Raw genomic sequence first — 21,087 nt, 5'->3', positions numbered from 1 at the left:
CGATCAAACAACCGACAGGCCGCCCGTACACAACCCGTGGTTGTATGGCGAGGCATGGTCGTATGGCGAGGCATGGTCGTATGGCGAGGCATGGTTGTATGGCGAGGTGGATCTGGAAGCCGTACGCACCTTCGCAGCCGTCGCCGCCGAAGGGCAGATCCAGGTGGCCGCGGCCGAACTGGGCATCACCCAGCAGGCCGCCTCCAAGCGGATCGCGGCCCTGGAGCGGGAGCTCGGCGTCCGGCTCTTCACCCGCACCCCGCGCGGCGCCCGCCTCACCCTCGACGGGCAGGCGTTCCTGCCGCACGCCAAGTCGGTGCTGCGCGCCGTCGACCGGGCCGCCGCCTCCGTGCGCCCGGGGCGGCGCCCCCTGCGCGTCGACGTCATGGGCACCCGCGTGGTCACCGCCGGGCTGCTGCAGGCCTTCCACCGGGACCACCCGGAGATCGACCTCGACATCGTCGCCCAGGGCGGCAGCGGCCGGGTGATGCTCGCCGCGGTGCGCGACGGCGGCCTCGACGCCGCGTTCTGGGCCCGCCGGATGCCCGAGGAGCAGCTGCCGCCCGGGGTGCGCAGCACGCGCGTACTCGACGAGCCGCTCCTCCTCGTCACCGGCCCCGCGCACCCCCTCGCCGCCGCGGAGCGCCTCACTCCGGCGGACCTCGCCGGGCACCGCATCTGGATGCCCGGACTGACCGAGGGCACCGAATGGGCCGCGTACTACGCGGAGTTCGCTGCCGCGTTCGGCCTGGACATCGACGCGTCGGGGCCCAACTTCGGTACGGACCACCTGTTGCAGGCGGTCGCGGAGTCGGCGTCTGTCGCCACGTTCATGGGCCCGAGGACCCCGCTCGCCTACCCGGCCGGCCTCACCCTGCGCGCGATCCCGGTGCACCGGCCGACGCCCGTCTACCCGCACTCCCTGCTGTGGCGGGACGACAATCCGCACCCGGGGCTCGAAGCGCTGCGGGCGTACCTGGTACGGGACTACGAGGCCGCGCCCGTCCCTGATCACTGGCTGCCGGGGTGGGCCTGACCCGGGACCCGTTCGGCCCGCCCCCACATGCGTGACGCCCGCACCTGACCCAGGCTCAGGTCATGTCGACCATGCGTACGCGTACTCCTCTCGCCTGTTGCCTCGCCGCCGCCGTCCTGCTGACCGCCACCGCCTGCGGTGACGACAGCAAGCCCGATCCCATGCGGGACCAGCAGTGGGCTCTCGACGCGCTCGGCCTGCCGGACGCCTGGGACACGTCGAAGGGCGACGACACCGTCATCGCGGTCGTCGACACCGGCGTCGATCTCGGCCACCCCGACCTCAAGGGCCGGCTCGTCGACGGCCACGACTTCGTCGACAACGACGACGAGCCCAAGGACCTGAACGGCCACGGCACGCACGTCTCCGGCATCGCCGCCGCCCACACCGACAACGGCGTCGGCATCGCGGGCGGCGCCCCCGGCGCCAAGATCATGCCGGTGCGGGTCCTCGGCGCCGACGGCTCCGGCACCAACGACAACATCAACAAGGGCATCAAGTGGGCCGCCGACCACGGCGCCGACGTCATCAACCTCTCGCTGGGCGAGTCGGGCCTCATGGCCAAGCTCCTCAAGGGCGGCACCCTCAACGCGTCCATCAAGTACGCCTACGGCAAGGGCGTCACCGTCGTCGCCGCGGCCGGCAACGACGGCGACGACGTCCAGACGTACAAGGTGGACACCCCGGTCCTCGTCGTCGGCGCCACCAACCAGGCAGGACTCCCGGCGTCGTTCTCCAACTTCGGTGTGGAGAACGCCGTTTCGGCCCCCGGCGTCGACATCCTCTCCACCCTCCCCACGTACACGACGAAGGAGACGCTGAAGGACACCTCCGGGTACGGCGACCTGTCCGGTACGTCGATGGCGTCGCCGTACGTGGCCGCCGTCGCCGCCCTCCTGCACCAGCAGGGACTCAAGCCCGACGCGATCATGTCGACGATCCGGTCGACGGCGAAGAACCCGAAGAACCTCACCAAGCTGGGCCTCGGCATCGTGGACGCGGAGGCGGCGGTCAAGAAGGCCGGGTGACGTAGCCCCGTGACATTTGTCCCGGCAGAGCGAGGACGGCTCGCTCTGCCGGGGACGACCCCCCTTCCGCGAAGCTCAGTGATGTCGGAAACGGATCACATCGCAGGGGGCAGCAACATGAGCGCGGACACGATGGTTCAGCAGTCGGCGGTCGAGCGGCTGGCGGTCGAGCAGTCGGTGGTCGAGCGGCTGGCGGTCGAGCAGTCGGTGGTCGAGCGGACGACGTCGGTTCAGGCGGAGCAGGTTCAGGCGGAGCAGGTTCAGGCGGAGCCGGTTGAGGCGGAGCAGCTTGAGGCGGAGCAGGTTCCGGCGCAGCAGGTTGAGGCGACGGCGGACTTCAAGGGCCTGCCCGCCTGGTACTTCCCGATCATGGGCTGCTTCGCCGGGGTCTTCGACATCGCCCGCGCCTACCCGGCCGCGTACTGGGCGATCCCGGTCATCTTCGTCCTCAACCTCGCCCTCACCCTCACCGTGCTCAAGACCCGCATGCGCCTGATGAAGGCCCTGTGGAAGAACAAGCGCACCCGCCTGCTCGCCCTCGGCCTGGTCGCCCTGCGCTTCGCGGTGCGGGCCCTGCTCGTCGTGACCGGGCTCGCGGCCGGCGCTGCGGCCGGCGGCCTCGTCCTCGGCATCCTGATGGCCGTGCTCGGCACCGCGATGGGCTGGGGCGACCAGTGGCTGATCCTGCGGACGCTGCGCCGCAACACCGCGGCCCCGGCTCAGGCCTGAGGGCTCTCGGGCCCCTCGGAACTCGTGGGGCTCTCGGGGCTTGCGGGCCCAGACGGGCCGCCGCCGCGCCGTTTGCGCACGTTGCGCATCCGGAACGCGGCGGCCAGCACGATCAGCACGACCCCCGCCGCGACCACGGCGATCGAGCCCGACGACACCGACGTCACGTCCACCTCGAACGTCATCGGGTCGCCCCACGGCTTGCCGTCGCTGGTGGTGTAGAGCCGGGCGGTCACCTGCGCCTTGCCGTTGGCCTTCGCGGTGACGCCGATCTGCGAGGTGTGGCTGGCCGATCCGGCGGCCTCCAGGGACAGCTCCCCGTCGTTGATCCGCAGGCGCTCCGCGTCGCTGGACGCGACACGCAGTTCGAGCCCGGAAACCGGCTGCTGCAAGCCGTTGTCCACGGTCACCGGGATGGTGGCGTCGCCGGAGGTGAGCGTGACGACGGTCTTCGGGACCAGGCGCAGCGACTTCACGGACGTGCTCAGGAAATCGGTCGTGCGCTGCTGGAACGTCTCCTGGTCCGCGTCCTCAAGCGCCCGCCAGGCCGTCGACAGGGCGCGCGCCATCGCCGCGTGCACGGACGCGGTGGTGACCTTCGGGTCGGCGAGGACCTTCGAGAGCGTGGCGAGCCCGTCCAAGTTCCCCGCCACCGAGGTGAGTTGGTCGGGCGTGAGCTCGCTGTTCCGGAGCCTGGACGGGTACGCGGAGGGCGATCCCGCCCGCCCCGTCACCGGGTCGTTGTCGGCGGTGCGGATGCCTTCCAGGTCCAGCCAGCCGTCGTCGGTCCCGGAGTCGATCGCGGCGGCGAGCGCGTTCGCCGCGGTGCCGGACAGGGTGCGGGGCGGTACGAGGACGGGGCGGGTGTTCGCCTTCAGGAGCGCGGTGACGCGGGTGACGGTCGCGGCGTCGGGGGTGTCCGGGGCGTCGGAGCTCTCGGAAGCCGAGGGCGAGGGGGACGCGGACGCCGATCCGGACGCCGACCCGGACGCCGACCCGGAGGGGCTCCCTTCGGGTGACAGGGAAGGGGCGGAGGCGGAAGCCGAGGAAGAGGCCGACGCAGAGGCGGACGGGGAGGCCGACGGGGAGGCGCTGGAGGACGGGTCCACGTCCTTGATGCGGGCCAGCGCCGTCGTGAGGTCCCCGTCGTACGGCAGCGCGGTGATCGCGTCGTCGCCGCTGCCGAGGGTCACCGGGGACGCCCCGGCCGGGCTGACCCCCTGCCCCGACGTGAGCATCCGCGTGACACCCAACTTCTCGGCCAGACCGGTGATCTGGGTGTCGACGGCGCCGTCCGCGGGCCAGCCGAGCCCGGTCCTCGTCCCCGTACCGAGAACGGAGTCGACCTCCTTCTTGGCGTTGTCCGCGAGGTTCGAGACGACCTCCGTCAGGTCGTCGGTGTCGGCGGACGGGTGGTGGGCGAGCGAGGCCAGGTCGGTGTCCGCGTACGGCAGCAGCCACACGTCCCGCCCGCTGACCGCGTCCTTCAGCTCGGACAGCCACGCCTTCGCGGCGCCCTGCCCGGTGCCCTGCGTGCTGTCCTGCGGGTTGCTGGACTCGGTGCTGTCCGCGACGCGGTAGCCGCTCGCCATGGCCTGCGCGGCGATCACGAGGTCCGGGTCGACGACCCAGCTCACCTCGCGCCCCTTGCCCGCCTCGACGACCGTACGCAGCCGCCCGCCGTCCGCGAACAGATCGGCCAGCTCGTCGTCGTCGAAGACCGCCTTCGCGTCCGGACCGGAGCCGAGCGCCGCCGCCGTCATGTGCGGGGTCGCCGTCACCGGCCACACCACGGCGGCGTGCCCGGCGGCCCCGGCGTCGTCGTCGGCCGCGTGCGCCTGCACCCCTGTGGTGGATGCCCCCAGCACCATGGCCGACACGACCCAGGCCCGCGCCGCCCCGTTCCTCGCCATGTCCGTCCCGTTCCTCCCGCTCGGTGCCCTGCGCCTTTGAGGTAACACGCGCCTTGAGGCAACACACGCCTTGAGGTAACACGCGCCTTTGAGGCAACACACGCCTTTGAGGTGACGCGCGCCTTTGAGGTAACACCGTGCGGGGCGCCGCCGCGCGGACCGCGACGCCCGGCGGCGCGTCGGCCCGGGTGCCGGATCAGCCCTCGGTGTCCTCCAGCGCGGAGCCGATCCGCAGCAGATTCCCGTCGGGGTCGACGAGCGCGAACTCCCGCATCCCGTACACGGTGTCGTCGGGCTCGACGAGCCGCGGCGTCGCGTACGGGTCGGCGCTCGGTCCGCCGTCCCGCCACTCCTCGTGCAGCGCGTCGACGACGTGCGCGCCGCCGTCCAGCCGCAGGTACGCGCCGTGCGCGGTGGTCAGCGGGTCGGTCTCGGGCGCGTGGAAGAAGTGCAGCTCGGCCTCGTCGCGTACGAGGATGAGGTAGCCGTCGTCGGGATAGTGACCGTCGACGGTGAACCCGAGGGCGGCGTAGAAGTCGGTGCTGACGGTCAGATCGCGGCTCGGCATGATCGGCGCGAGCCGGCCGGTGAGGGTGGTGCGGGGCATCGGGGCTCCCTGGGGCGCTCGGCGGGGGAGCCGGTGTCGCCCGATAGAGTGCGGCTCCCGACGTGGACGTTCTTGACGTCGTCGTCGGTCTTGATGTTGTGACGTTTCCGAGCATGACGCACCCGGCACGAGGTACCAGGCAGTGACTCCCGCGACTCCCGTGACGCGCGCGAACGAGGAACCGGCGATACCCTGGGCGACCGTCGTGGGGATCGGCGCCGACGGCTGGCCCGGCCTGCCCGAGGCGTCCCGCGCGGCGCTCGCCGACGCGGAGGTCGTCATCGGCGGCCCGCGCCAGCTCGCGCTGCTCCCGGCCGACGCGTGCCCGGCGGAACAGGTGCCGTGGCCGTCCCCGCTGCGCCCCGCCGTCCCGGCCCTCCTCGACCGCTTCCGGGGCCGCCGCCTCGCGATCCTGGCCAGCGGCGACCCCCTGTTCTACGGCATCGGCCGCACGCTGGCGGAGACGGCGGGTGCCCACGCCTTTCACGTCCTGCCCCATCCCTCCTCCGTCTCCTACGCGTGCGCCCGCCTCGGCTGGCCGCTGGAGGACACGGAGACGGTGACGCTGGTGGGCCGCCCGGCCGACCGCCTCGCCGCCGCGCTGCACGACGGCCGCCGGGTCTTGGTCCTGTCGGCGGGCGCGGACACCCCGGCGACGGTGGCGGCCCTCCTCACCGACCGGGGCTTCGGCCCGAGCCGCCTGACGGTCCTCGAACAGCTCGGCTCGGAGGCCGAGTCCGCGTACGAGGGCGTGGCCCAGGACTGGGCCCACCCGTCGGGCGACGCCCTGAACGTGATCGCGGTCGAGTGCGTACGCGCCGCCGACGCCCTGCGCCTGGGGGCGGTTCCCGGACTGCCGGACACCGCGTACGAACACGATGGCCAGCTCACCAAGCGCCACGTCCGCGCCGCGACCCTGGCCGCGCTCGCCCCCGCCCCCGGCGAACTCCTGTGGGACGTCGGCGGCGGCTCGGGCTCGATCGGCGTCGAGTGGATGCGCACCCACCCGTCGTGCCGCGCGTACGCGGTGGAACGCTCGCCGGAACGGGCCGAGCGGATCACCCGGAACGCGGCGCGCCTCGGCGTACCGGGCCTGACCGTCGTGACGGGCCCGGCACCGAAGGCCCTGGCCGAACTCCCCACCCCGGACGCGGTGTTCATCGGCGGCGGCCTCACGGCCCCGGGCCTGCTGGACGCGTGCTGGGAAGCGCTGCGCCCCGGCGGACGCCTGGTCGCGAACACGGTGACGCTGGAGTCGGAGGCGCTGCTCGCCGACCGGTACCGGCGGTGGGGCGGCGACCTGGTGAAGCTCTCGGTGGCGCACGCCGTCCCCGTCGGCGGCTTCACGGGCTGGCGCCAGGCGATGCCGGTCACGCAATGGTCAGTGACGAAATCCGTGTCGAACGAGTTCCGCGGTCGGACGCAACCCGTGTCGGACGAGTTCCGCGGTCGGACGCAACCCGTGTCGGACGAGTTCCGCGGTCGGAGGCAACCCGTACCGGACGAGATCCGTAATCGGAGGCAACCCGTACCGGACGAGATCCGTAATCGGAGGCAACCCGTACCGGACGAGATCCGTAATCGGACGCAACCCGTATCGAAAGCAGGGCCTGAGGAACGATGACCGTCTACTTCATCGGAGCGGGCCCCGGCGCCGCCGACCTGATCACGCTGCGCGGCGCGCGCACGCTGGCGGCCTGCCAGGTGTGCCTGTACGCGGGTTCGCTCGTCCCCGCCGAACTCCTCGCGGAGTGCCCGCCGGACGCTCGACTCGTCGACACGGCGAACCTCGATCTCGACGCCATCGAGCGGGAGTTGGTCGCCGCCCACGAGGCCGGCCTGGACGTGGCCCGGCTCCACTCCGGCGACCCGTCGGTGTTCTCCGCGGTCGCGGAACAGATGCGCCGCCTGGACGCGCACGGCATCCCGTACGAGGTCGTCCCCGGCGTCCCGGCGTTCGCCGCGGCCGCGGCGGCCCTGAAGCGGGAACTGACGGTCCCCACGGTCGGCCAGACCGTCATCCTGACCCGCATCGCGCAGCAGGCGACGCCCATGCCGCCCGGCGAGGACCTGGCGACGCTGGGCGCGAGCGGCGCGCTGCTCGTCCTGCACCTGGGCGCGCGCTACGTCGACCGCATCGTCTCGGAGCTGCTGCCGCGCTACGGCGCCGACTGCCCCGCCGCGGTCGTCGCCTACGCCAGCCGCGACAACGAACTCGTCCTGCGCGGCACGCTGGGCGACATCGCCGACCAGGTGAAGGCGTCGGGTGTGCTGCGTACGGCGGTGATCCTGGTGGGCCGCACGCTGGGCGCGTCCCAGTTCCGGGACAGCCATCTGTACTCGGTGGAGCGGGACCGGCACAGCTGCTGAGGGCGTAAGCCCTAGGTCCTTCTCTGGCTGCCCGCTCTGCCCGCTCTGTCTGTCCGGCTGTCTGGCAGTCCCGCTGTCCGGCAGTCCCGCTGTCCTGCGGCGGAGCCAATTCCGTTGCCCCGCACGGGTACCCCTGACAGGATCACCCACGGCCGACGCCGCATGCGTCGGCCGTGACGTGCGATCGGCCGCTTCCGGCGGCCCTGTCGTTACCGCATCCTTCCACCGGTCGGCGGCCCGCCAACGCGCCGTCGACCGGCACCCTGACGCCCGAAAGATGGCTGAATGACCTTTTCCGGCAACACCGCTCCTCGCTTTTCCTCCGTGCCGGGCCCCGGCGCCGAACTCGACCAAGTCCTGGCCCTCACCTCCGGCGAACCCGTGTGGCGGCTGCCCGCCGACGCCTACCGCGAGGAGGCTGCCCAGCGGCAGTACCGCCCGGAGTGGACCTGGGCAGCCTGGAGCCCGGACGGCCGGGTCCTGGCCCGCGCCCTGTGGTGGGGGCAGAGCGACAGCACGCACCCGCTCGCTCTCGACTGCCTCGCGATAGCCGACGAGGTGCCCGTCGCCGAACGGGCCGCCCTCGGCGCCGCCCTCCTCGACGCGGGGCACCAGGCCTTCCGTGAGACCGGCGCAGAGGCCCCGCCGCTGTACAACCTCATGCGGCTGCCCGGCGCCTGGCGCGACGACCCCGAGCACGTCGCCGCCGTGACCTGGCGCCAGGGGGCCGCGCGCCTCGCGGGCCTGAGCGTCGAGGTGGAGCGGCTGCAGTTCGAGTGGACTCCGGAGTCGCCGCTGCCCGCCGAGCCCGAGCGGCTGGTGTTCTCCCCGGAACCGGACGACGAGGTCTTCCTCCAGGCGATGCTGCGCGTTGCCGAGGGCACGCTCGACGCCCACACCGTCGAGAGCGAGGCGGCCACGGGTCGTGAGGCCACCGCCCGCGAAAGCCTGCAGTTCTATCTCGACCGCCCCGCCAAGCGGGACTGGTGGCGCCTCGCGTACACCCCGGACGGCGCCCTGGCCGGCCTCGCGATCCCGTCGGCCACTCCGTACACCCGCAACGTGGGCTACCTCGGCGTCGTCCCCGAACTGCGCGGCCGCGGCTACGTGTCGGAGATCCTCGCCGCCATCACCCTGTTCCAGGCCGCGAGCGGCGCGGAGCGCATCACCGCCACCACCGACCTCGGCAATCGGCCGATGGCAGCGGCGTTCACCCGCGCCGGCTACAGCACCACGGAAGTCCGCCTCATCTTCTCGGCCCCGGTGGCTTAGGGCCCGTCCGCGGGTCCGCGGACCCGCGGACCCGCGGGTCTAGTCGCCGGTCGTGCCGTCGAGCAGCTCGCGCAGGATGTCCAGGTGGCCGTTGTGGCGGGCCGTCTCCTCGGTGAGGTGGAGGAGGATCCAGCGCAGGTCGACGTGGAGATCGTCGCGGACGGCGCGCTGGGCCTTCTTGTCCAGGCCGTTCCCGGCGGCCAGTTCGCGGTACCGGGCGCTCTGTTCCGCGTACTCGTCGAGCAACTGCGTGAGCGGGAAGTCGACGGCGATACGCATCTCGCGGTCGGGGTCCTCATCGGTCCAGGGACCCTGGTCCTCCTCCCCGAGGAAGATCACCTGGAACCAGTAGTACTCGACCCAGCGGAGATGGTTGATCACTCCGCTCATGGTCATCAGCGGTGAGCCCGGCAGGAGCGCCTTGCGGGCGTTCTCCGCCGAGACGGCATCGCACTTGGCGCGGGCGGTGTCCCGTGCGTAGTCGAGGAACGTGGTGAGCTGGGTGCGTTCGTCCCACGCGGGCGGTGTGTCATCGATTCGTGTCATCGCGCGAAGCGTCCCCGATCGCCGCGACCGACGTCGAGGCATTTAACGACGGGCCTCCCGCGACGCGGCTCAGCCAGAACCTTCCTGCACCGGCGGATTCTTGGCGACGAAGGACCCCTTGCCCCGCACGGTGACGATGAGGCCGCGTTCGCGGAGTTCCTGAGCGGCGCGGCGGGCGGTGAGCCGGGCCACGCCGTACTCGTCGGCCATCGCGTTCTCGGAGGGGATGGGGCGGTCGGGCGCCAGCGAGCCGGCGCGGATGCCCGCCTCGATGACGTTGGCGAGCTGGACGTACAACGGTGTGGCGCTGTGCGGGTCCAAGGCCCCGGACGCCTTGCCGGGCTTCTCTGCTTCGGTCATCCCTCCACGGTAGACCGCCCCTGACCTGCGCAGTTCTTTAGATCCGCCTGTACTTGTATACAGAGGGATGTAGCTCGGTGTACGTCAGGCACGAAAAGATCCCGGCGACGGTTGCGCCCGTCCCGGGGCATGGCACCAGCTACACAAGGAGGAACTGGCGCATGGGCGACCATATGCCTGCTGTCCTCGCCGAGGTGAGCTTTCTGCTGGTGGCGATCGCGGTCCTCGTATCGCTCGCCCGCGCGACGTTCCCGGCGCCGAGCGGCCGCCACCGCCGCACTCCGGAGCCACCGGTCCTGCCCTGGCCCGCGCACCACACCCCCCGCCGCCCGGAACGCCCGCTGAACGGGGACGCCACCCGCCTGGTCCGCCCCTACGTCGTCGCCGCCGAACAGGCATCCCGGCGAGGGGAGTTGCTGCTCGCGGACTTCGGCCACGACGGGCCGGGCCTGTACGTCATCCACGGCCTGGAGGTCGCATGAGCTGCCCGGAACCGCAGGAACCGCGCCTTCTGCCCTGGACCGGCGCGGACGGCAGGGCCGCGTACGTCATCGGCGATCCGGACTGCCCGGGGCCGGTGTCGCGTCGGGCGGACGCTGTCGAGGCGGTGCAGATGGAGATGGCCGGAGTGCTGCTCGGGCACGCGCGGCAGCTGGTGGACGAGCTGGGTCCGACCGAACTGCGGCACCTGGCAAGGGAGTTGACCCAGGCACTGACCGATACGTTGCGGATCGCCTCCCGGGCGTAGCCGTAGCCGTAGCCGTAGCGATCGTCCGTCGGCAGGCGGATGGGCTTGAGTCTCCCGTAGGGGGAGACGCCAAGGTGGGGGCATGGAAGGCGACGCGCTCTACTCGATCGGCGAACTGGCCCGACGGACCGGTCTGACGGTCAAGACCATTCGGTTCTACTCCGATCGCGGGATCGTGGCGCCGACGGACCGCAGCCCGGCCGGCTACCGCCTGTACGACATCGATGCCGTCGCGCGCCTGGACCTTGTGCGGACCCTTCGGGCCCTGGGGGTGGACCTGCCCACGATCAGCCGGGTCGTGCAGCGGGAGCTCTCGCTTCCCGAGGTCGCCGCGACGCATGCCGAAGCTCTGGCCGTGCAGATCCGCGTCCTGCGCTTGCGGCATGCGGTGCTGACGGCGGTGGCCGAGCGCGGACTGACTGCTGAGGAGACGGATCTCATGCACAAGCTGGCCCAGCTCTCCGAGGACGAACGGAGACGTCTGATCGGCGACTTCCTCGATGCCGCCTTCAACGGTCTCGGCGCCGACCCCGCGTTCGAGGGCATCCGGCGCTCGATGACACCTGAGCTGCCCGACAGTCCTGAGACACAGCAGGTCCGTGCATGGGTGGAGTGGGCCGAACTGGTCGCGGACCCGGATTTTCGCGTCGGCGTGCGGCGGATGGCCGAGGACCTCGCGACCGAACAGGCACTAGCCGAGACCGCGGGCCCGCGCCGCGACCTCGGTGTGGTCGTCCGTGACCGGGTCGGCCCCGCCTTGGCGGCGGGCATCGCCCCGGACTCGCGCCAAGGCGATTCGATCGTCGCAGCGATTGCGGCCCACTATGCACAGGTCCTTGGCCGCCCCGACGATGCCGAGCTGCGCCGCCTGCTGCTGGCCCGGCTGGGGGGTATGAGCGACCCGCGCCGAGACCGGTACCTCCAGCTGCTCGCAGTGATCAATGGCTGGCCCGCTCCGGAGAGCCTGGTGCCTGCGTTCACCTGGTGCATCGAGGCCGTGCGCGTCCGAAGGGAGCGGTAGTGGGCCAGGATTCGTCGGTGTGGGGGCGGAACACCGCCACGCAGGGCGGAGCCCCGCTGCGCAGCTGATGCACTCCCACGACCGGCTCCTCCAGCCCTCGCCCCACCTCGAGGGCTCATTCGCGGTATCTACGAGGTGTGTTGGCGTATGTGTGGCCTGTTGGTGTCGTCCAGGTGGTGGTGCCGGTGCTCGGGGACCGGGTGACGGTCCAACCCTTGGCGTGAGTCTTGAGTCGATGGTGCCGACGACACAGGGGCTGCAGGTTGTCCGGGACGGTGGGGCCTCCCCGCTCGGGGTGCTCGTGGTCGAAGGGGATGACGTGGTCCACGTCGCAGCGCTGCGCGGGCATGTGGCAGCTGGGGAAGGCGCATTCGCGATCCCGGGCCCGTACGTGCCGGGCCGTCTCCGCGGTGGGCCTGTAGGTGGTGGCATCAGCCTTGATCAGCTGACCGGTGGCGGGGCGGGTGAGCAGGCGCCGCCAGACGGTGCCGGGAGCGAAGGCCAGATCGCGGGCCTGGTCTGCGGTGATGGGGCCGTAGCCCTTCAGCTCGGCGGGCTCGTCGTCGGCTCCGAGCAACGTGTCGAAGTCGACGGTGACCTGGATGATCGCCCGAGGTGAGCCTGGGGTGGCCGAACTGCCCTCCTGTCGAGGCTGGTTGACCACCAGGTCGTACAGGGCGTCCGCGCGCTTCTGCGGCAGGGTGCGGCCGTCGTCCTCGAAAGTGGCGGCGTGTGCGTCTACGGCCTGCTCCATCTGGGCGGTCTGTTGGGCGGGCAGCAGTGCTCCGAAGAACGCCATGCCGTCCTCGTGCGGGTAGTGCACCGTCTCGCGGTCGCGGCGCCGCTGCTCATGCCGTGCCTGAGCACCTTCCGGGTCGGCCTTCAGGATCGCGCGGCGCACTGCGGCTCGCGTCTGCCCGGCCGCTTGCCGAGGCATGGTGTCCGCCATCATCGCCTCCACCTCGCCGGCCGTGGACACGGGCAGCACCTCACACAGGTCCGCCATGGCGCGGGCCTGCTGATACGAGATGGCGCCGTCGCCGAGAAGTTCCAGAGTCTTCGGGTGGCGCGCCGAGAGCAGTTCGGCGATGTGAAGGCGGTCGGCCGCGGTGGAGTTGGCCAGGCGGAGCGCGCAAGCCACCTCTTCCACGGCCCAGTTCGGGTCGTCCACTCCTACCCCGCCCGTGCGCTCGGCGTGGGTGGCGATGTCGGCCAGCAGCCCGGCTTGCAGCGCCTGGAGCCAAGCGATGTGCCGCTCCAGAACCGCCAGGGCATCCACCCGGCCGGCAGGCGACAACTGCCCACGGTCCAAGGCCCCCAACTGTGCTGCCGTGATGGGGGAGGGCGGGGTCTCGCGCAGCATGGCGGCCAGTGCATCCGCGTCGACGCGGGCGGTAGAAGAGGCCAGTTCTTGCGCCGGCTCCGGTTCCATCGTGAGCGTCATGCGGACCACCTCCCCTCGCTTCGCGTACCGCCCGTCCTTCCTCACCCATGCTTCATCACTCTGTGTAGTAACGCCAGGTCAATGACTTAAAAGGGAGGCCCCATTCCGCCTTTCCAGCCCTTCAGGTGAATCCGGCCGCGACCGGGAACTTCCCCGAACCCACCCATAACCCGCCACCCGCCACTCACCACCCTGATCCATGAAGAGCGGCTACCGGCCCGCGGACTCCGGGACTCCGGCCAAGCGGGCACCAGGCGCCAGGCGCCCGCGATTACGGGTGCGGCGATGGCGCCCAGTGTGCTCTGAAGGTTCCGGGTACGGCGGATCCGGTGCCCGCGGCGTGCGGGACGCGTTCGATGGCGATTGCTGTGGCGGTGCCGAAGACCTGGCCGAGGCCGATGAAGGCGATGCCGACGAGGGTGACGGCGAGTACGCGGTTCAGGTGGTGCGTGAGGGTGATCAGCAGGGCCGCGGTGGTGGCGATCGACATCGTGCACAGCTGGGCTGCTAATCGCGACTGACTGTTGGCCGGGACGGACCGATGCCCGCGACTGACTTGCCCGCGACTGACTGGGCCGGGACTGACTGTTGGTCGGGACTGACTGTTGGTCGCGACTGACTGTTGGCCGGGACGGACCGATGCCCGCGACGGATAGTGGAGTTCGTGTGCGGCTCGCCCCCACCCGAAATCCGGTACCGGCACCGCGCGCCCGGCGCCTACCATCCCGACCATGCCCAGACCCTTCGGTTTCACCTACGAGCAGCGGCCCGACGGCACTGTGACGATCACGCATCAGGGGCGTGCCGCGGGGACGCTGCGGGGTGCGCGGGCCGAGAAGTTTCTCGCTGAAGTCGAGTCGGGGGACGCGCAGTTGGTGATGGCGCGGTGGACCGGCGCCTACAAGCACGGGAACGAGCGCGCGGCGCGTAACCATCCGCGCAATCGCTGAGGAGTCAGTCGCTCAGTGCGAGCCGGACGCCGAAGGCGGCGATCACGGTGCCGGTGATCCGGTCGAGCAGGCGGCGGGCCCGGGGCCTGCGCAGCCAGGTGTGCAGGACGCGGGCGAAGCCGATCAGGACCGCCGACCACACGAGGCCGATGAGGATGTGCACCGAGGTGAGCAGCAGGCCCATGGCGAAGTGACTGGTGCCCGCGGGGATGAACGGGGGCAGGACGGCGACGTAGAAGGCGCCCATCTTCGGGTTGAGGAGATTGGTCAGCGTCCCCTGTCGCCAGCCGCCGGTGAACGAGTCGTCGCCGGTGAGGAGGCCGGCTTCGGCGGTCCCTCCCGAGGATCCGCCCCGGAAGGTGTCGCGCAGCATGCGGGCGCCCATCCAGACCAGGTAGGCGGCGCCGACCCAGCGCAGGGTCAGGTAGGCGAGGTGCGAGGCCGTGACGAGCGCGGTCACGCCCAATGAGGTGAGCGCACCCCACAGCAGGGTGCCGGTCTGGATGCCGAGGACGACGCCCCAGGCTCTTCCACGGCGGCCGAGGGCCGAAGTGCGCAGGATCAGAGCGGTGTCGAGACCGGGAGTCAGAGTGAGGAGCCCTACGACGAGGGCGAAGGACCACAGCGCGGTGCTTATTGCCATGGAATGCCAGCGTACGACACCGCTCCGACCCGGCTAGGTTGCCCCCATGGATGAGTTCGATGAGTTCAGTGGATGAGTTCGATGGATGAGTTCAACGGGGTGGAGGTCCGCGCCTTCGCCGACGCCGCGGCCTTCGACGCGTGGCTGGCCGGGCAGCACACGCGGCGTGAGGGCGTGTGGGTCAAGGTGGCGAAGAAGGCGTCGGGGATCGCCTCGGTGACGGACGACGAGCTGGTCGACGTGGGCTTGTGCTGGGGGTGGATCTCCGGGCAGCGGCGCGGGCTCGACGACCGGTACTACCTGCAGAAGTACGTGCCGCGGCGGCCGCGGAGCCTGTGGTCCCTGGTGAACGTGGAGAAGGTCGCGGAGCTGACGGCGGCGGGCCGGATGCGGGAGCCGGGGCTCGCCGAGGTGCGGCGGGCGCAGGAGGACGGGCGCTGGGAGCGGGCCTACGCGTCGCAGGCCGCGGCCGTCGTCCCGGAGGATCTGGAGGCGGCCCTCGACGCGGATCCCACGGTGCGGGCGGCGTTCGACGCGCTCGACCGGAGCGCCCGCTATCAGGTGCTGCTCCCGCTGCTCCAGGCCACGACGCCGAAGACCCGGCAGACACGCCTTGAGCGGGCCGTGCGGGATCTCGGGACAGACAAGGCAAGCAAGGCAGACGAGGCAGGCAAGGCAGCAGACAGGGCAGACGAGGCAGGCAAGGCAGGCAAGGCAGGCAAGGCAGCAGACAGGGCAGACGAGGCAGGCAAGGCAGCAGACAGGGCAGACGAGGCCTAACGCACCGTGCTGCGGCCCACCACGTTCCCCGCCCGGTCGATGCAGATGACGTCCACCGCGACCGGTGCCCCGCGCAGCACGAGGAGCGCCTGGTCGCGGGCCTCCGCCGCCACCAGGTCGCCGAGCGGGACGCCGGCCGCCGTGCACGACTGCAGTGCCGCGAGGCCCGTGTTGGCGTCGCGGACCTCGGCGGCCAGGGCTTCGGACGCGCCGCCGCGGCGGGCCAGCTCCGCGAGGAAACCCTTGTCGACCTGGGAGCGGGCCGAGTGCAGGTCCAGGTGGCCCGCCGCCAGCTTGGAGAGTTTGGCGAAGCCGCCGCAGATCGTGAGGCGGTCGATGGGGTGGCGGCGGATGTACTTGAGGACGGCGCCCGCGAAGTCGCCCATGTCCAGCAACGCGTCCTCGGGGAGGGCGTGTTCGCGTACGACCGTCTTCTCGGACGTGGAGCCCGTGCAGCCCGCCACGTGCGTACGGCCCGCCGCCCGCGCCACGTCCACGCCGCGCCGGATCGAGTCGATCCACGCCGAGCAGGAGTAGGGCACGACGATGCCCGTCGTGCCGAGGACGGAGAGGCCGCCGAGGATGCCGAGGCGGGGGTTCCAGGTGGAGCGGGCGATCTCCTCGCCGTGGTCGATGGAGACGGTGACCTCGACGTCGCCGCTGCCGCCGTGCGCCGACGCCACCTCGGCCACGTGGTCGCGGATCATCTGCCGCGGCACCGGGTTGATCGCCGGTTCGCCCACGTCCAGGGGGAGCCCGGGGCGGGTGATCGTGCCGACGCCGGGGCCCGCGCGGAAGACCACGCCCGAGCCCGCCGGCAGGGCCCGCACCGTGGCGCGGACGAGCGCGCCGTGCGTGACGTCCGGGTCGTCGCCCGCGTCCTTCACCACGCCCGCGCTCGCCGTCGCGCCGTCGTACGACTCGACGGCGAGCGCGAAGGACGGGGTCTGGCCCTTCGGCAGCGTGATCGTCACCGGGTCCGGGAAGTCGCCGGTCAGCAGCGCCGTGTACGCGGCCGTGGTCGCCGCCGTCGCGCAGGCGCCGGTCGTCCATCCGGGGCGCAGGCCGGTGTGCTTGAGTTGGGCGCCGCGGCCGCCCTTCGCCTCAGCCGATTCGTTCATGGAGTTCCCCGATGCACGTGCTCATCCTCGGCGGGACCACCGAGGCCCGCCGCCTCGCCGAGACCCTGCACACCCGGGTACGGGTCACCAGTTCCCTCGCGGGCCGCGTCGCCGCGCCCCGGCTGCCGCCCGGCGAGGTGCGGATCGGCGGGTTCGGCGGCGCCGAGGGGATGGCGGACTGGATCCGCGCACAGGCTGTGGACGCGCTCATCGATGCCACCCATCCCTTCGCGGAGACGATCAGTTTCAACGCGGCGCGGGCCGCCGCCACCGCCCATGTTCCCCTGCTCGCGCTGCGTCGGCCCGGCTGGGTCGCGGGCGAGGGCGACGACTGGCGGGAGGTCGGCTCGCTGGAGGGGGCAGCGGACGCTCTGCGCGGCCGTCGGCGGGTCTTCCTCACCACGGGCCGGATGGGCCTCGCCGCGTTCGCGCACGTCGGCGACGCCTTCTTCCTCGTACGGTCGGTGGACGCGCCCGAGCCGCCGCTGCCGCCGCACACCGAGGTGCTGCTCGACCGCGGCCCGTTCACCCTGGAGGGGGAGCGGGAGATCATCGCGCGGCACCGCATCGACGTACTCGTCACCAAGGACAGCGGGGGCGCCGCCACCGCGCCCAAGCTGACCGCCGCACGGGAGGCCGGGATCCCGGTCGTCGTCGTACGGCGGCCGCCCGTGCCGGAGGGGGTGGCGGTGGCGGCCGACGTGGCGCAGGCCGCCGACTGGGTTCAGCGGGTGGCGGGCGTCTCCGGGTAGCGGCGCGGCGTCCACGCCACCGTCCGGCCGTCGCCGCGCGCGACCGCCCGGGTCTGCGACGAGCCGATGATCAGCAGCGTGCGCATGTCGACCTCGGCGGGGTCGAGGTCGGCCAGCCGGATCACGCGGACGTTCTCGTGCGGGCCGCCCACGTCGCGGGCCACGACCACCGGTGTGTCCGGGGCGCGGTGCTCCAGGAGCAGTTCGCGGGCCTTGGCGACCTGCCAGGTGCGGCTGCGGGAGCCCGGGTTGTAGAGGGAGATGACGAGGTCTGCGGCGGCCGCCGCGTGCAGGCGCTCCGCGATGACCTCCCACGGCTTGAGGCGGTCGGAGAGGGAGATCGTCGCGTAGTCGTGGCCGAGCGGTGCGCCGGCCTTGGCCGCCGCCGCGTTCGCGGCCGTCACGCCGGGCAGGACGCGTACGGGTACGTCGGCGTAGACGTCCTGCGCCGCGACCTCCAGGACCGCCGTGGCCATCGCGAAGACGCCCGGGTCGCCGCCCGAGACGACGGCGACGCGGCGCCCGCGCCGGGCCAGGTCGAGGGCGAACTCGGCGCGCTCCGACTCCACCTTGTTGTCCGAGCCGTGGCGGCGCTGCCAGGGCCGGGACGGGACGCGGTCCAGGTACGTGGTGTACCCGACCAGGTCGTCGGCGGCCGCGAGGGCGCCGCGCGACTCGGGGGTCAGCCAGGGCGCGCCGGCCGGCCCGGTGCCGACGACGACGACCTCGCCGGGACCCGCGACCGAAGCCCCATCGGCGGGCTCGGCCGGCCCGGTGCCGACGACGACGACCTCGCCGGGACCCGCGACCGAAGCCCCATCGGCGGGCTCGGCGGGCTCGGCGGGCTCGGCGGGCTCGGCGTCGACGCGGGAGGGCAGGACGGCGACCGAGAAGTACGGGACCGAGTCCGGGTCGATGTCCGCGAGGCGGCCGGTGCGCTCGCCCGCCAAGAAGGCCCGCTCGACGTAGCGGGCGTCGTTAAGGCGGCCCGAACTCTCCAGCGCGGTGCGGACGTTGGTGAAGGTGCGGCCCAGCTTCATGACGACGGCGGAGTCGGCGGCGGCCAGGCGTGCCGTCAGTTCGTCCGGGTCGAGGGTGCCCGGGATGACGGTCAGCGTCTCCTTGTCCTCGCAGAGCGGCTCGCCGAGGCGGGCGGCGGCCGCGCTGATCGACGTGACACCGGGGATGACCGTCGCGTCGTAACGGTCGGCGAGACGCTTGTGCATGTGCTGGTACGAGCCGTAGAACAGCGGGTCGCCCTCGGCGAGGACGGCGACCGTGCGGCCCGCGTCCAGGTGCGCGGCGAGGGTGGCGGCGGCCTCGGCGTAGAAGTCGTCGAGCGCCCCGCGGTAGCCGCCGGGGTGGTCCGTGGTCTCCACCGTGAGCGGGTACATCAGGCGCTCCTCGATCTGGTCCTCGCGGATGTGCTCCGCGGCGATCGAGCGGGCGATGGAACGGCCGTGGCGGGCGCAGTGGTAGGCGATGACGTCCGCCCCGGCGATCGCCTTCACGGCGGCCACCGTCATCAGCTCCGGATCGCCGGGCCCGAGCCCGACACCGTACAGCCTGCCTGCCGTGCTGCCTGTCGTGCTGCCTGTCGTGCTGCCTGTCGTGCTGCCTGTCGTCCTGCCTGCCGTGCTGCCTGTCGTCCTGCTCGTCGTCACAGGGGAGTCGCTCATGCCCGGTCCTCCAGGATCTCCGCCTCGGTGGCTATCGCGTTGAGGGCGGCCGCCGTGATGGCGCTGCCGCCGCGGCGGCCCCGGACGATCAGGTACTCGAGGCCGAGGTCGTTCGCGGCGAGCGCGTCCTTCGACTCGGCCGCGCCGACGAATCCGACGGGGATGCCGAGCACCGCCGCGGGCCGCGGGGCGCCCTTCGCGATCATTTCGAGGAGGTGGAAGAGGGCGGTGGGGGCGTTGCCGATGGCGACGACCGAGCCTTCGAGGCGGTCCCGCCACAGTTCGAGGGCGGCGGCGCTGCGGGTAGTGCCCAACTCGGCTGCCAGGGAGGGTACTTGCGGGTCCCGGAGCGCGCAGAGTACGTCGTTGCCGGCGGGCAGCCGCTTGCGCGTGACGCCGCTCGCGACCATCTGGGCGTCGCACAGGATCGGCGCGCCGGAGCGCAGGGCGGCGCGGGCCTTCGCCACGACACCGGGGGAGTAGGCGATGTCCGGTACGAGATCCACCTGGCCGCAGGCGTGGATCATGCGGACCGCGACCTGGGCGACGTCGGTGGGCAGGGCGGCGAGATCGGCCGCCGCCTCCGTGCGGATGGTGGCGAAGGACTCGCGGTAGATCGCCGCGCCGTCCTTCTCGTAGTCGTACAGGGACATGGGGTTCGGCTCTCTCAACTGGGTCGGTTGGTGCGGGTGTTGATGTCGTAGCCGCCGTCCGGGCGGGCCGTGATGTCGACGTACGTCCCGGCCGGGTGCCCGCAGCGGCGTTCGCAGCCGGACCAGTAGGTGGGCAGGGTCGGGTGCGCTTCGGCGAGGCGGGCGGTGGCGTCGGCGCGTACGTCGGTGTGGGACTTGGCGCAGCCGGGGCGGCCGATGCAGGCGCCCACCCGTGTCCACGGGGAGGCCTGGCCCTCGGCTTTGCCGGTGATGCCGGTGATGCCGGGGATGCCGGGGATGACAATGCGGCGCCAGGGCGTCAACCGGATTTCCTGTGCGGGGAGTTGGGCGGCGCGATCGGTGAGGTCGGTCCATTGGGCGGGGGTCGCCGTGCCGAAGGGGAGGGCGAATCCGGACGGTGCGTCGTCGGGTGCGGTGCCGTCGTGGCCGGTCGCGCCCCGCGGCGGAGCCGCTGATGAGCCCAGCCCCGCGCCCCTTGCGGGGCTGATCTCCAGACGGCGCGTCAAGCGCTCCGTCAACTCGGCCACAGGTATGGCCAGTTCAGCCACCCGCCACACCCGCCGCCCGGAAACCTCCCGCGCCGCCTCCACGAACACCTCGGCCGCGATCACAGCCGCCCGCGCCGCGTCCTCGTACCGCACCCGGAACTCCGCGCCTCCGACGGACAGCAGCCCCTCGCCCCCGGGCAGCCCGCGCACCAGCACGTCGGGGCCGAGCGCGGCGACGTCCCCGCGGCCGTCGTCGAGCGCGAACAGGAAGCGGCCGGACAGCTCCGGGGTGACGGAGCTCGCGCACACCTGCGCGTCGAGCTCGCGCAGCCAGTCGCGTACGTCCACGAAGCCGAGGTCGTCGAGGCCGGACATCGGGGACGCCACCACGTTGCGCACCCGCTCGTGCGCCGGGGACGGCAGCAGTCCTGCCTCGCCCAGGGCCCCGGCCAACTCGCCGCCGCAGCCGTCCCGCAGCCCGCGCAGCTGGAGGTTGCCCCGCGATGTGAGATGCAGCATGCCGTCGCCGAGCGCGCCGGACAGCTCGCCGAGCGCCCGTGCCTGCGCCACCGTCAGCACCCCGCCGGGAATCCGCACCCGCGCCAGGAACCCGTCGTCCGCGGCGTGCAGCCGCAGCGCGCCCGGGCAGGCGTCGCCGGGCGTGCCGGTGCCGGGGGGTATGGGGGAGGTGGACATGTTCGGGAGCATACCCATGGGCCTGTGACCGGCAGCGGGGCCTGTGACGGGCATCCCGTACCGGGTCGCGGACCCGACCCGTACGATGAGCGTGCCAGCGACGGCAAATGGGGAGGAAGCCCGGTGTGAATCCGGCGCGGTCCCGCCACTGTGAGCTCCCGTGGGGAGCGAGCCAGGAACTCCCGCCGTCCAACGACCACCTGGGGCGCGGACACCCCGAGGAAGGCCAG

Annotated in this window: 23 protein-coding genes and 1 riboswitch; of the genes, 12 read left to right on the top strand and 11 right to left on the bottom strand. The window is 72.3% G+C overall.

The annotated features are described in order from the left end of the window. The first annotated feature begins 106 nt into the window (after window positions 1-106). The 3 genes from B072_RS0107640 (at window position 107) to B072_RS49940 (ending at window position 2,560) form a co-directional block, all read left to right on the top strand. Window positions 107-1,036 carry a LysR family transcriptional regulator gene (locus B072_RS0107640; RefSeq protein WP_018529350.1) on the top strand — a complete coding sequence of 310 codons (930 nt, stop codon included), beginning with the start codon at window positions 107-109 and terminating at the stop codon, window positions 1,034-1,036. A 62-nt stretch (window positions 1,037-1,098) separates the two neighbouring features. Further along, on the top strand, window positions 1,099-2,064 hold the full coding sequence (locus tag B072_RS0107635) for a S8 family peptidase (protein WP_018529349.1): 966 nt from the start codon (window positions 1,099-1,101) through the stop codon (window positions 2,062-2,064). Window positions 2,065-2,338: 274 nt separating this feature from the next. Beyond that, window positions 2,339-2,560, top strand: a complete 222-nt coding sequence (locus B072_RS49940) for a hypothetical protein (RefSeq protein ID WP_420707532.1) — start codon at window positions 2,339-2,341, stop codon at window positions 2,558-2,560. Between the two features lie 223 nt (window positions 2,561-2,783). Here B072_RS49940 and B072_RS42710 read toward each other — a convergent pair whose 3' ends face one another. Beyond that, window positions 2,784-4,706, bottom strand: coding sequence for a DUF6049 family protein (locus B072_RS42710; protein WP_158689170.1), 1,923 nt, complete (start codon window positions 4,704-4,706; stop codon window positions 2,784-2,786). A gap of 196 nt (window positions 4,707-4,902) precedes the next feature. Beyond that, window positions 4,903-5,313 carry a bleomycin resistance protein gene (locus B072_RS0107615; RefSeq protein ID WP_018529346.1) on the bottom strand — a complete coding sequence of 137 codons (411 nt, stop codon included), beginning with the start codon at window positions 5,311-5,313 and terminating at the stop codon, window positions 4,903-4,905. Between the two features lie 160 nt (window positions 5,314-5,473). Between B072_RS0107615 and cbiE the strand changes: the two genes are divergently transcribed. The 3 genes from cbiE (at window position 5,474) to B072_RS0107600 (ending at window position 8,955) form a co-directional block, all read left to right on the top strand. Beyond that, the gene (cbiE, locus tag B072_RS0107610) at window positions 5,474-6,937 is read left to right on the top strand and encodes a precorrin-6y C5,15-methyltransferase (decarboxylating) subunit CbiE (protein ID WP_018529345.1); all 1,464 of its coding nucleotides are present in this window, start codon (window positions 5,474-5,476) and stop codon (window positions 6,935-6,937) included. Beyond that, window positions 6,934-7,683 (top strand): precorrin-4 C(11)-methyltransferase, encoded by a 750-nt coding sequence (cobM, locus tag B072_RS0107605; protein WP_018529344.1) that lies wholly within the window; start codon window positions 6,934-6,936, stop codon window positions 7,681-7,683. Before cbiE ends, cobM begins: the two co-directional genes overlap by 4 nt. Window positions 7,684-7,968: 285 nt before the next feature. After that, a complete protein-coding gene (locus B072_RS0107600; protein ID WP_199791020.1) occupies window positions 7,969-8,955 on the top strand; it encodes a GNAT family N-acetyltransferase in 987 nt (328 codons plus the stop codon). Between the two features lie 39 nt (window positions 8,956-8,994). Here the strand turns inward: B072_RS0107600 and B072_RS0107595 are convergent, their stop codons facing one another. Further along, complete coding sequence (locus B072_RS0107595) at window positions 8,995-9,501, bottom strand: DinB family protein (protein WP_018529342.1); 507 nt, start codon at window positions 9,499-9,501, stop codon at window positions 8,995-8,997. Window positions 9,502-9,570: 69 nt separating this feature from the next. Further along, window positions 9,571-9,861 (bottom strand): GntR family transcriptional regulator, encoded by a 291-nt coding sequence (locus tag B072_RS0107590; RefSeq protein WP_018529341.1) that lies wholly within the window; start codon window positions 9,859-9,861, stop codon window positions 9,571-9,573. Window positions 9,862-10,022: 161 nt separating this feature from the next. On the opposite strand from B072_RS0107590, the gene B072_RS45460 reads away from it, so the two are divergent. From B072_RS45460 to B072_RS0107575, 3 genes are all read left to right on the top strand, one after another. Next, window positions 10,023-10,343 (top strand): hypothetical protein, encoded by a 321-nt coding sequence (locus B072_RS45460; RefSeq protein WP_078506336.1) that lies wholly within the window; start codon window positions 10,023-10,025, stop codon window positions 10,341-10,343. Then, window positions 10,340-10,609 (top strand): hypothetical protein, encoded by a 270-nt coding sequence (locus B072_RS0107580; protein WP_018529339.1) that lies wholly within the window; start codon window positions 10,340-10,342, stop codon window positions 10,607-10,609. The genes B072_RS45460 and B072_RS0107580 overlap by 4 nt, the downstream gene beginning before the upstream one ends. 82 nt (window positions 10,610-10,691) lie before the next feature. Further along, window positions 10,692-11,630, top strand: coding sequence for a MerR family transcriptional regulator (locus B072_RS0107575; RefSeq protein WP_018529338.1), 939 nt, complete (start codon window positions 10,692-10,694; stop codon window positions 11,628-11,630). 115 nt (window positions 11,631-11,745) lie between these two features. Here B072_RS0107575 and B072_RS0107570 read toward each other — a convergent pair whose 3' ends face one another. Then, window positions 11,746-13,074 (bottom strand): HNH endonuclease signature motif containing protein, encoded by a 1,329-nt coding sequence (locus B072_RS0107570; protein ID WP_202539481.1) that lies wholly within the window; start codon window positions 13,072-13,074, stop codon window positions 11,746-11,748. A gap of 271 nt (window positions 13,075-13,345) precedes the next feature. Then, entirely contained in the window at window positions 13,346-13,564 is a 219-nt protein-coding gene (locus B072_RS0107565) for a hypothetical protein (RefSeq protein ID WP_018529336.1), read from the bottom strand. Between the two features lie 241 nt (window positions 13,565-13,805). Between B072_RS0107565 and B072_RS0107560 the strand changes: the two genes are divergently transcribed. Further along, the gene (locus tag B072_RS0107560; protein WP_018529335.1) at window positions 13,806-14,024 is read left to right on the top strand and encodes a hypothetical protein; all 219 of its coding nucleotides are present in this window, start codon (window positions 13,806-13,808) and stop codon (window positions 14,022-14,024) included. 4 nt (window positions 14,025-14,028) lie between these two features. On the opposite strand, the gene B072_RS0107555 is transcribed toward B072_RS0107560, so the two are convergent. Beyond that, the gene (locus B072_RS0107555) at window positions 14,029-14,667 is read right to left on the bottom strand and encodes a LysE family translocator (protein ID WP_018529334.1); all 639 of its coding nucleotides are present in this window, start codon (window positions 14,665-14,667) and stop codon (window positions 14,029-14,031) included. Window positions 14,668-14,739: 72 nt separating this feature from the next. Between B072_RS0107555 and B072_RS42700 the strand changes: the two genes are divergently transcribed. Continuing rightward, a complete protein-coding gene (locus B072_RS42700; RefSeq protein ID WP_324603821.1) occupies window positions 14,740-15,447 on the top strand; it encodes a YdeI/OmpD-associated family protein in 708 nt (235 codons plus the stop codon). On the opposite strand, the gene B072_RS0107545 is transcribed toward B072_RS42700, so the two are convergent. Then, window positions 15,444-16,568: a cobalt-precorrin-5B (C(1))-methyltransferase gene (locus B072_RS0107545; RefSeq protein WP_018529332.1), complete on the bottom strand. Its 1,125-nt coding sequence runs from the start codon at window positions 16,566-16,568 to the stop codon at window positions 15,444-15,446. The two genes, B072_RS42700 and B072_RS0107545, sit on opposite strands and share 4 nt — an antisense overlap. An 11-nt stretch (window positions 16,569-16,579) precedes the next feature. On the opposite strand from B072_RS0107545, the gene B072_RS0107540 reads away from it, so the two are divergent. After that, the gene (locus B072_RS0107540; protein ID WP_018529331.1) at window positions 16,580-17,320 is read left to right on the top strand and encodes a cobalt-precorrin-6A reductase; all 741 of its coding nucleotides are present in this window, start codon (window positions 16,580-16,582) and stop codon (window positions 17,318-17,320) included. Here B072_RS0107540 and cobJ read toward each other — a convergent pair. From cobJ to B072_RS42695, 3 genes are all read right to left on the bottom strand, one after another. Continuing rightward, window positions 17,293-18,846 carry a precorrin-3B C(17)-methyltransferase gene (gene cobJ, locus B072_RS0107535; protein ID WP_018529330.1) on the bottom strand — a complete coding sequence of 518 codons (1,554 nt, stop codon included), beginning with the start codon at window positions 18,844-18,846 and terminating at the stop codon, window positions 17,293-17,295. The two genes, B072_RS0107540 and cobJ, sit on opposite strands and share 28 nt — an antisense overlap. 149 nt (window positions 18,847-18,995) lie before the next feature. After that, on the bottom strand, window positions 18,996-19,652 hold the full coding sequence (locus tag B072_RS0107530; protein WP_018529329.1) for a precorrin-8X methylmutase: 657 nt from the start codon (window positions 19,650-19,652) through the stop codon (window positions 18,996-18,998). Window positions 19,653-19,666: 14 nt separating this feature from the next. Next, entirely contained in the window at window positions 19,667-20,857 is a 1,191-nt protein-coding gene (locus B072_RS42695; protein WP_234018815.1) for a cobalamin biosynthesis protein CobG, read from the bottom strand. Between the two features lie 84 nt (window positions 20,858-20,941). Continuing rightward, window positions 20,942-21,062: riboswitch (cobalamin riboswitch) on the top strand. The last annotated feature ends 25 nt before the right edge of the window (window positions 21,063-21,087 follow it).

The organism is Streptomyces sp. HmicA12 (assembly GCF_000373565.1).
In the GTDB taxonomy this organism is placed as follows: Bacteria; Actinomycetota; Actinomycetes; order Streptomycetales; family Streptomycetaceae; genus Streptomyces.
Note: the sequence above shows the minus strand (reverse complement) of the source record. Positions and strands in the feature narration are given on the sequence as shown.

What these genes read in the sequence shown, in the direction of transcription:
- cobM (WP_018529344.1), top strand. Translation starts at nt 6,934, where the DNA reads ATGACCGTCTACTTCATCGGAGCGGGCCCCGGCGCCGCCGACCTGATC.
- B072_RS0107615 (WP_018529346.1), bottom strand. Translation starts at nt 5,313, where the DNA reads ATGCCCCGCACCACCCTCACCGGCCGGCTCGCGCCGATCATGCCGAGC.
- B072_RS0107540 (WP_018529331.1), top strand. Translation starts at nt 16,580, where the DNA reads ATGCACGTGCTCATCCTCGGCGGGACCACCGAGGCCCGCCGCCTCGCC.
- B072_RS0107595 (WP_018529342.1), bottom strand. Translation starts at nt 9,501, where the DNA reads ATGACACGAATCGATGACACACCGCCCGCGTGGGACGAACGCACCCAG.
- B072_RS45460 (WP_078506336.1), top strand. Translation starts at nt 10,023, where the DNA reads ATGGGCGACCATATGCCTGCTGTCCTCGCCGAGGTGAGCTTTCTGCTG.
- B072_RS0107570 (WP_202539481.1), bottom strand. Translation starts at nt 13,074, where the DNA reads ATGACGCTCACGATGGAACCGGAGCCGGCGCAAGAACTGGCCTCTTCT.
- B072_RS42700 (WP_324603821.1), top strand. Translation starts at nt 14,740, where the DNA reads ATGAGTTCGATGGATGAGTTCAACGGGGTGGAGGTCCGCGCCTTCGCC.
- B072_RS0107580 (WP_018529339.1), top strand. Translation starts at nt 10,340, where the DNA reads ATGAGCTGCCCGGAACCGCAGGAACCGCGCCTTCTGCCCTGGACCGGC.
- B072_RS0107560 (WP_018529335.1), top strand. Translation starts at nt 13,806, where the DNA reads ATGCCCAGACCCTTCGGTTTCACCTACGAGCAGCGGCCCGACGGCACT.
- B072_RS0107600 (WP_199791020.1), top strand. Translation starts at nt 7,969, where the DNA reads ATGACCTTTTCCGGCAACACCGCTCCTCGCTTTTCCTCCGTGCCGGGC.
- B072_RS0107590 (WP_018529341.1), bottom strand. Translation starts at nt 9,861, where the DNA reads ATGACCGAAGCAGAGAAGCCCGGCAAGGCGTCCGGGGCCTTGGACCCG.
- B072_RS0107545 (WP_018529332.1), bottom strand. Translation starts at nt 16,568, where the DNA reads ATGAACGAATCGGCTGAGGCGAAGGGCGGCCGCGGCGCCCAACTCAAG.
- B072_RS0107565 (WP_018529336.1), bottom strand. Translation starts at nt 13,564, where the DNA reads ATGTCGATCGCCACCACCGCGGCCCTGCTGATCACCCTCACGCACCAC.
- B072_RS0107530 (WP_018529329.1), bottom strand. Translation starts at nt 19,652, where the DNA reads ATGTCCCTGTACGACTACGAGAAGGACGGCGCGGCGATCTACCGCGAG.
- B072_RS0107635 (WP_018529349.1), top strand. Translation starts at nt 1,099, where the DNA reads ATGTCGACCATGCGTACGCGTACTCCTCTCGCCTGTTGCCTCGCCGCC.
- B072_RS42710 (WP_158689170.1), bottom strand. Translation starts at nt 4,706, where the DNA reads ATGGCGAGGAACGGGGCGGCGCGGGCCTGGGTCGTGTCGGCCATGGTG.
- B072_RS42695 (WP_234018815.1), bottom strand. Translation starts at nt 20,857, where the DNA reads ATGTCCACCTCCCCCATACCCCCCGGCACCGGCACGCCCGGCGACGCC.
- B072_RS0107555 (WP_018529334.1), bottom strand. Translation starts at nt 14,667, where the DNA reads ATGGCAATAAGCACCGCGCTGTGGTCCTTCGCCCTCGTCGTAGGGCTC.
- cobJ (WP_018529330.1), bottom strand. Translation starts at nt 18,846, where the DNA reads ATGACGGTGGCCGCCGTGAAGGCGATCGCCGGGGCGGACGTCATCGCC.
- B072_RS0107575 (WP_018529338.1), top strand. Translation starts at nt 10,692, where the DNA reads ATGGAAGGCGACGCGCTCTACTCGATCGGCGAACTGGCCCGACGGACC.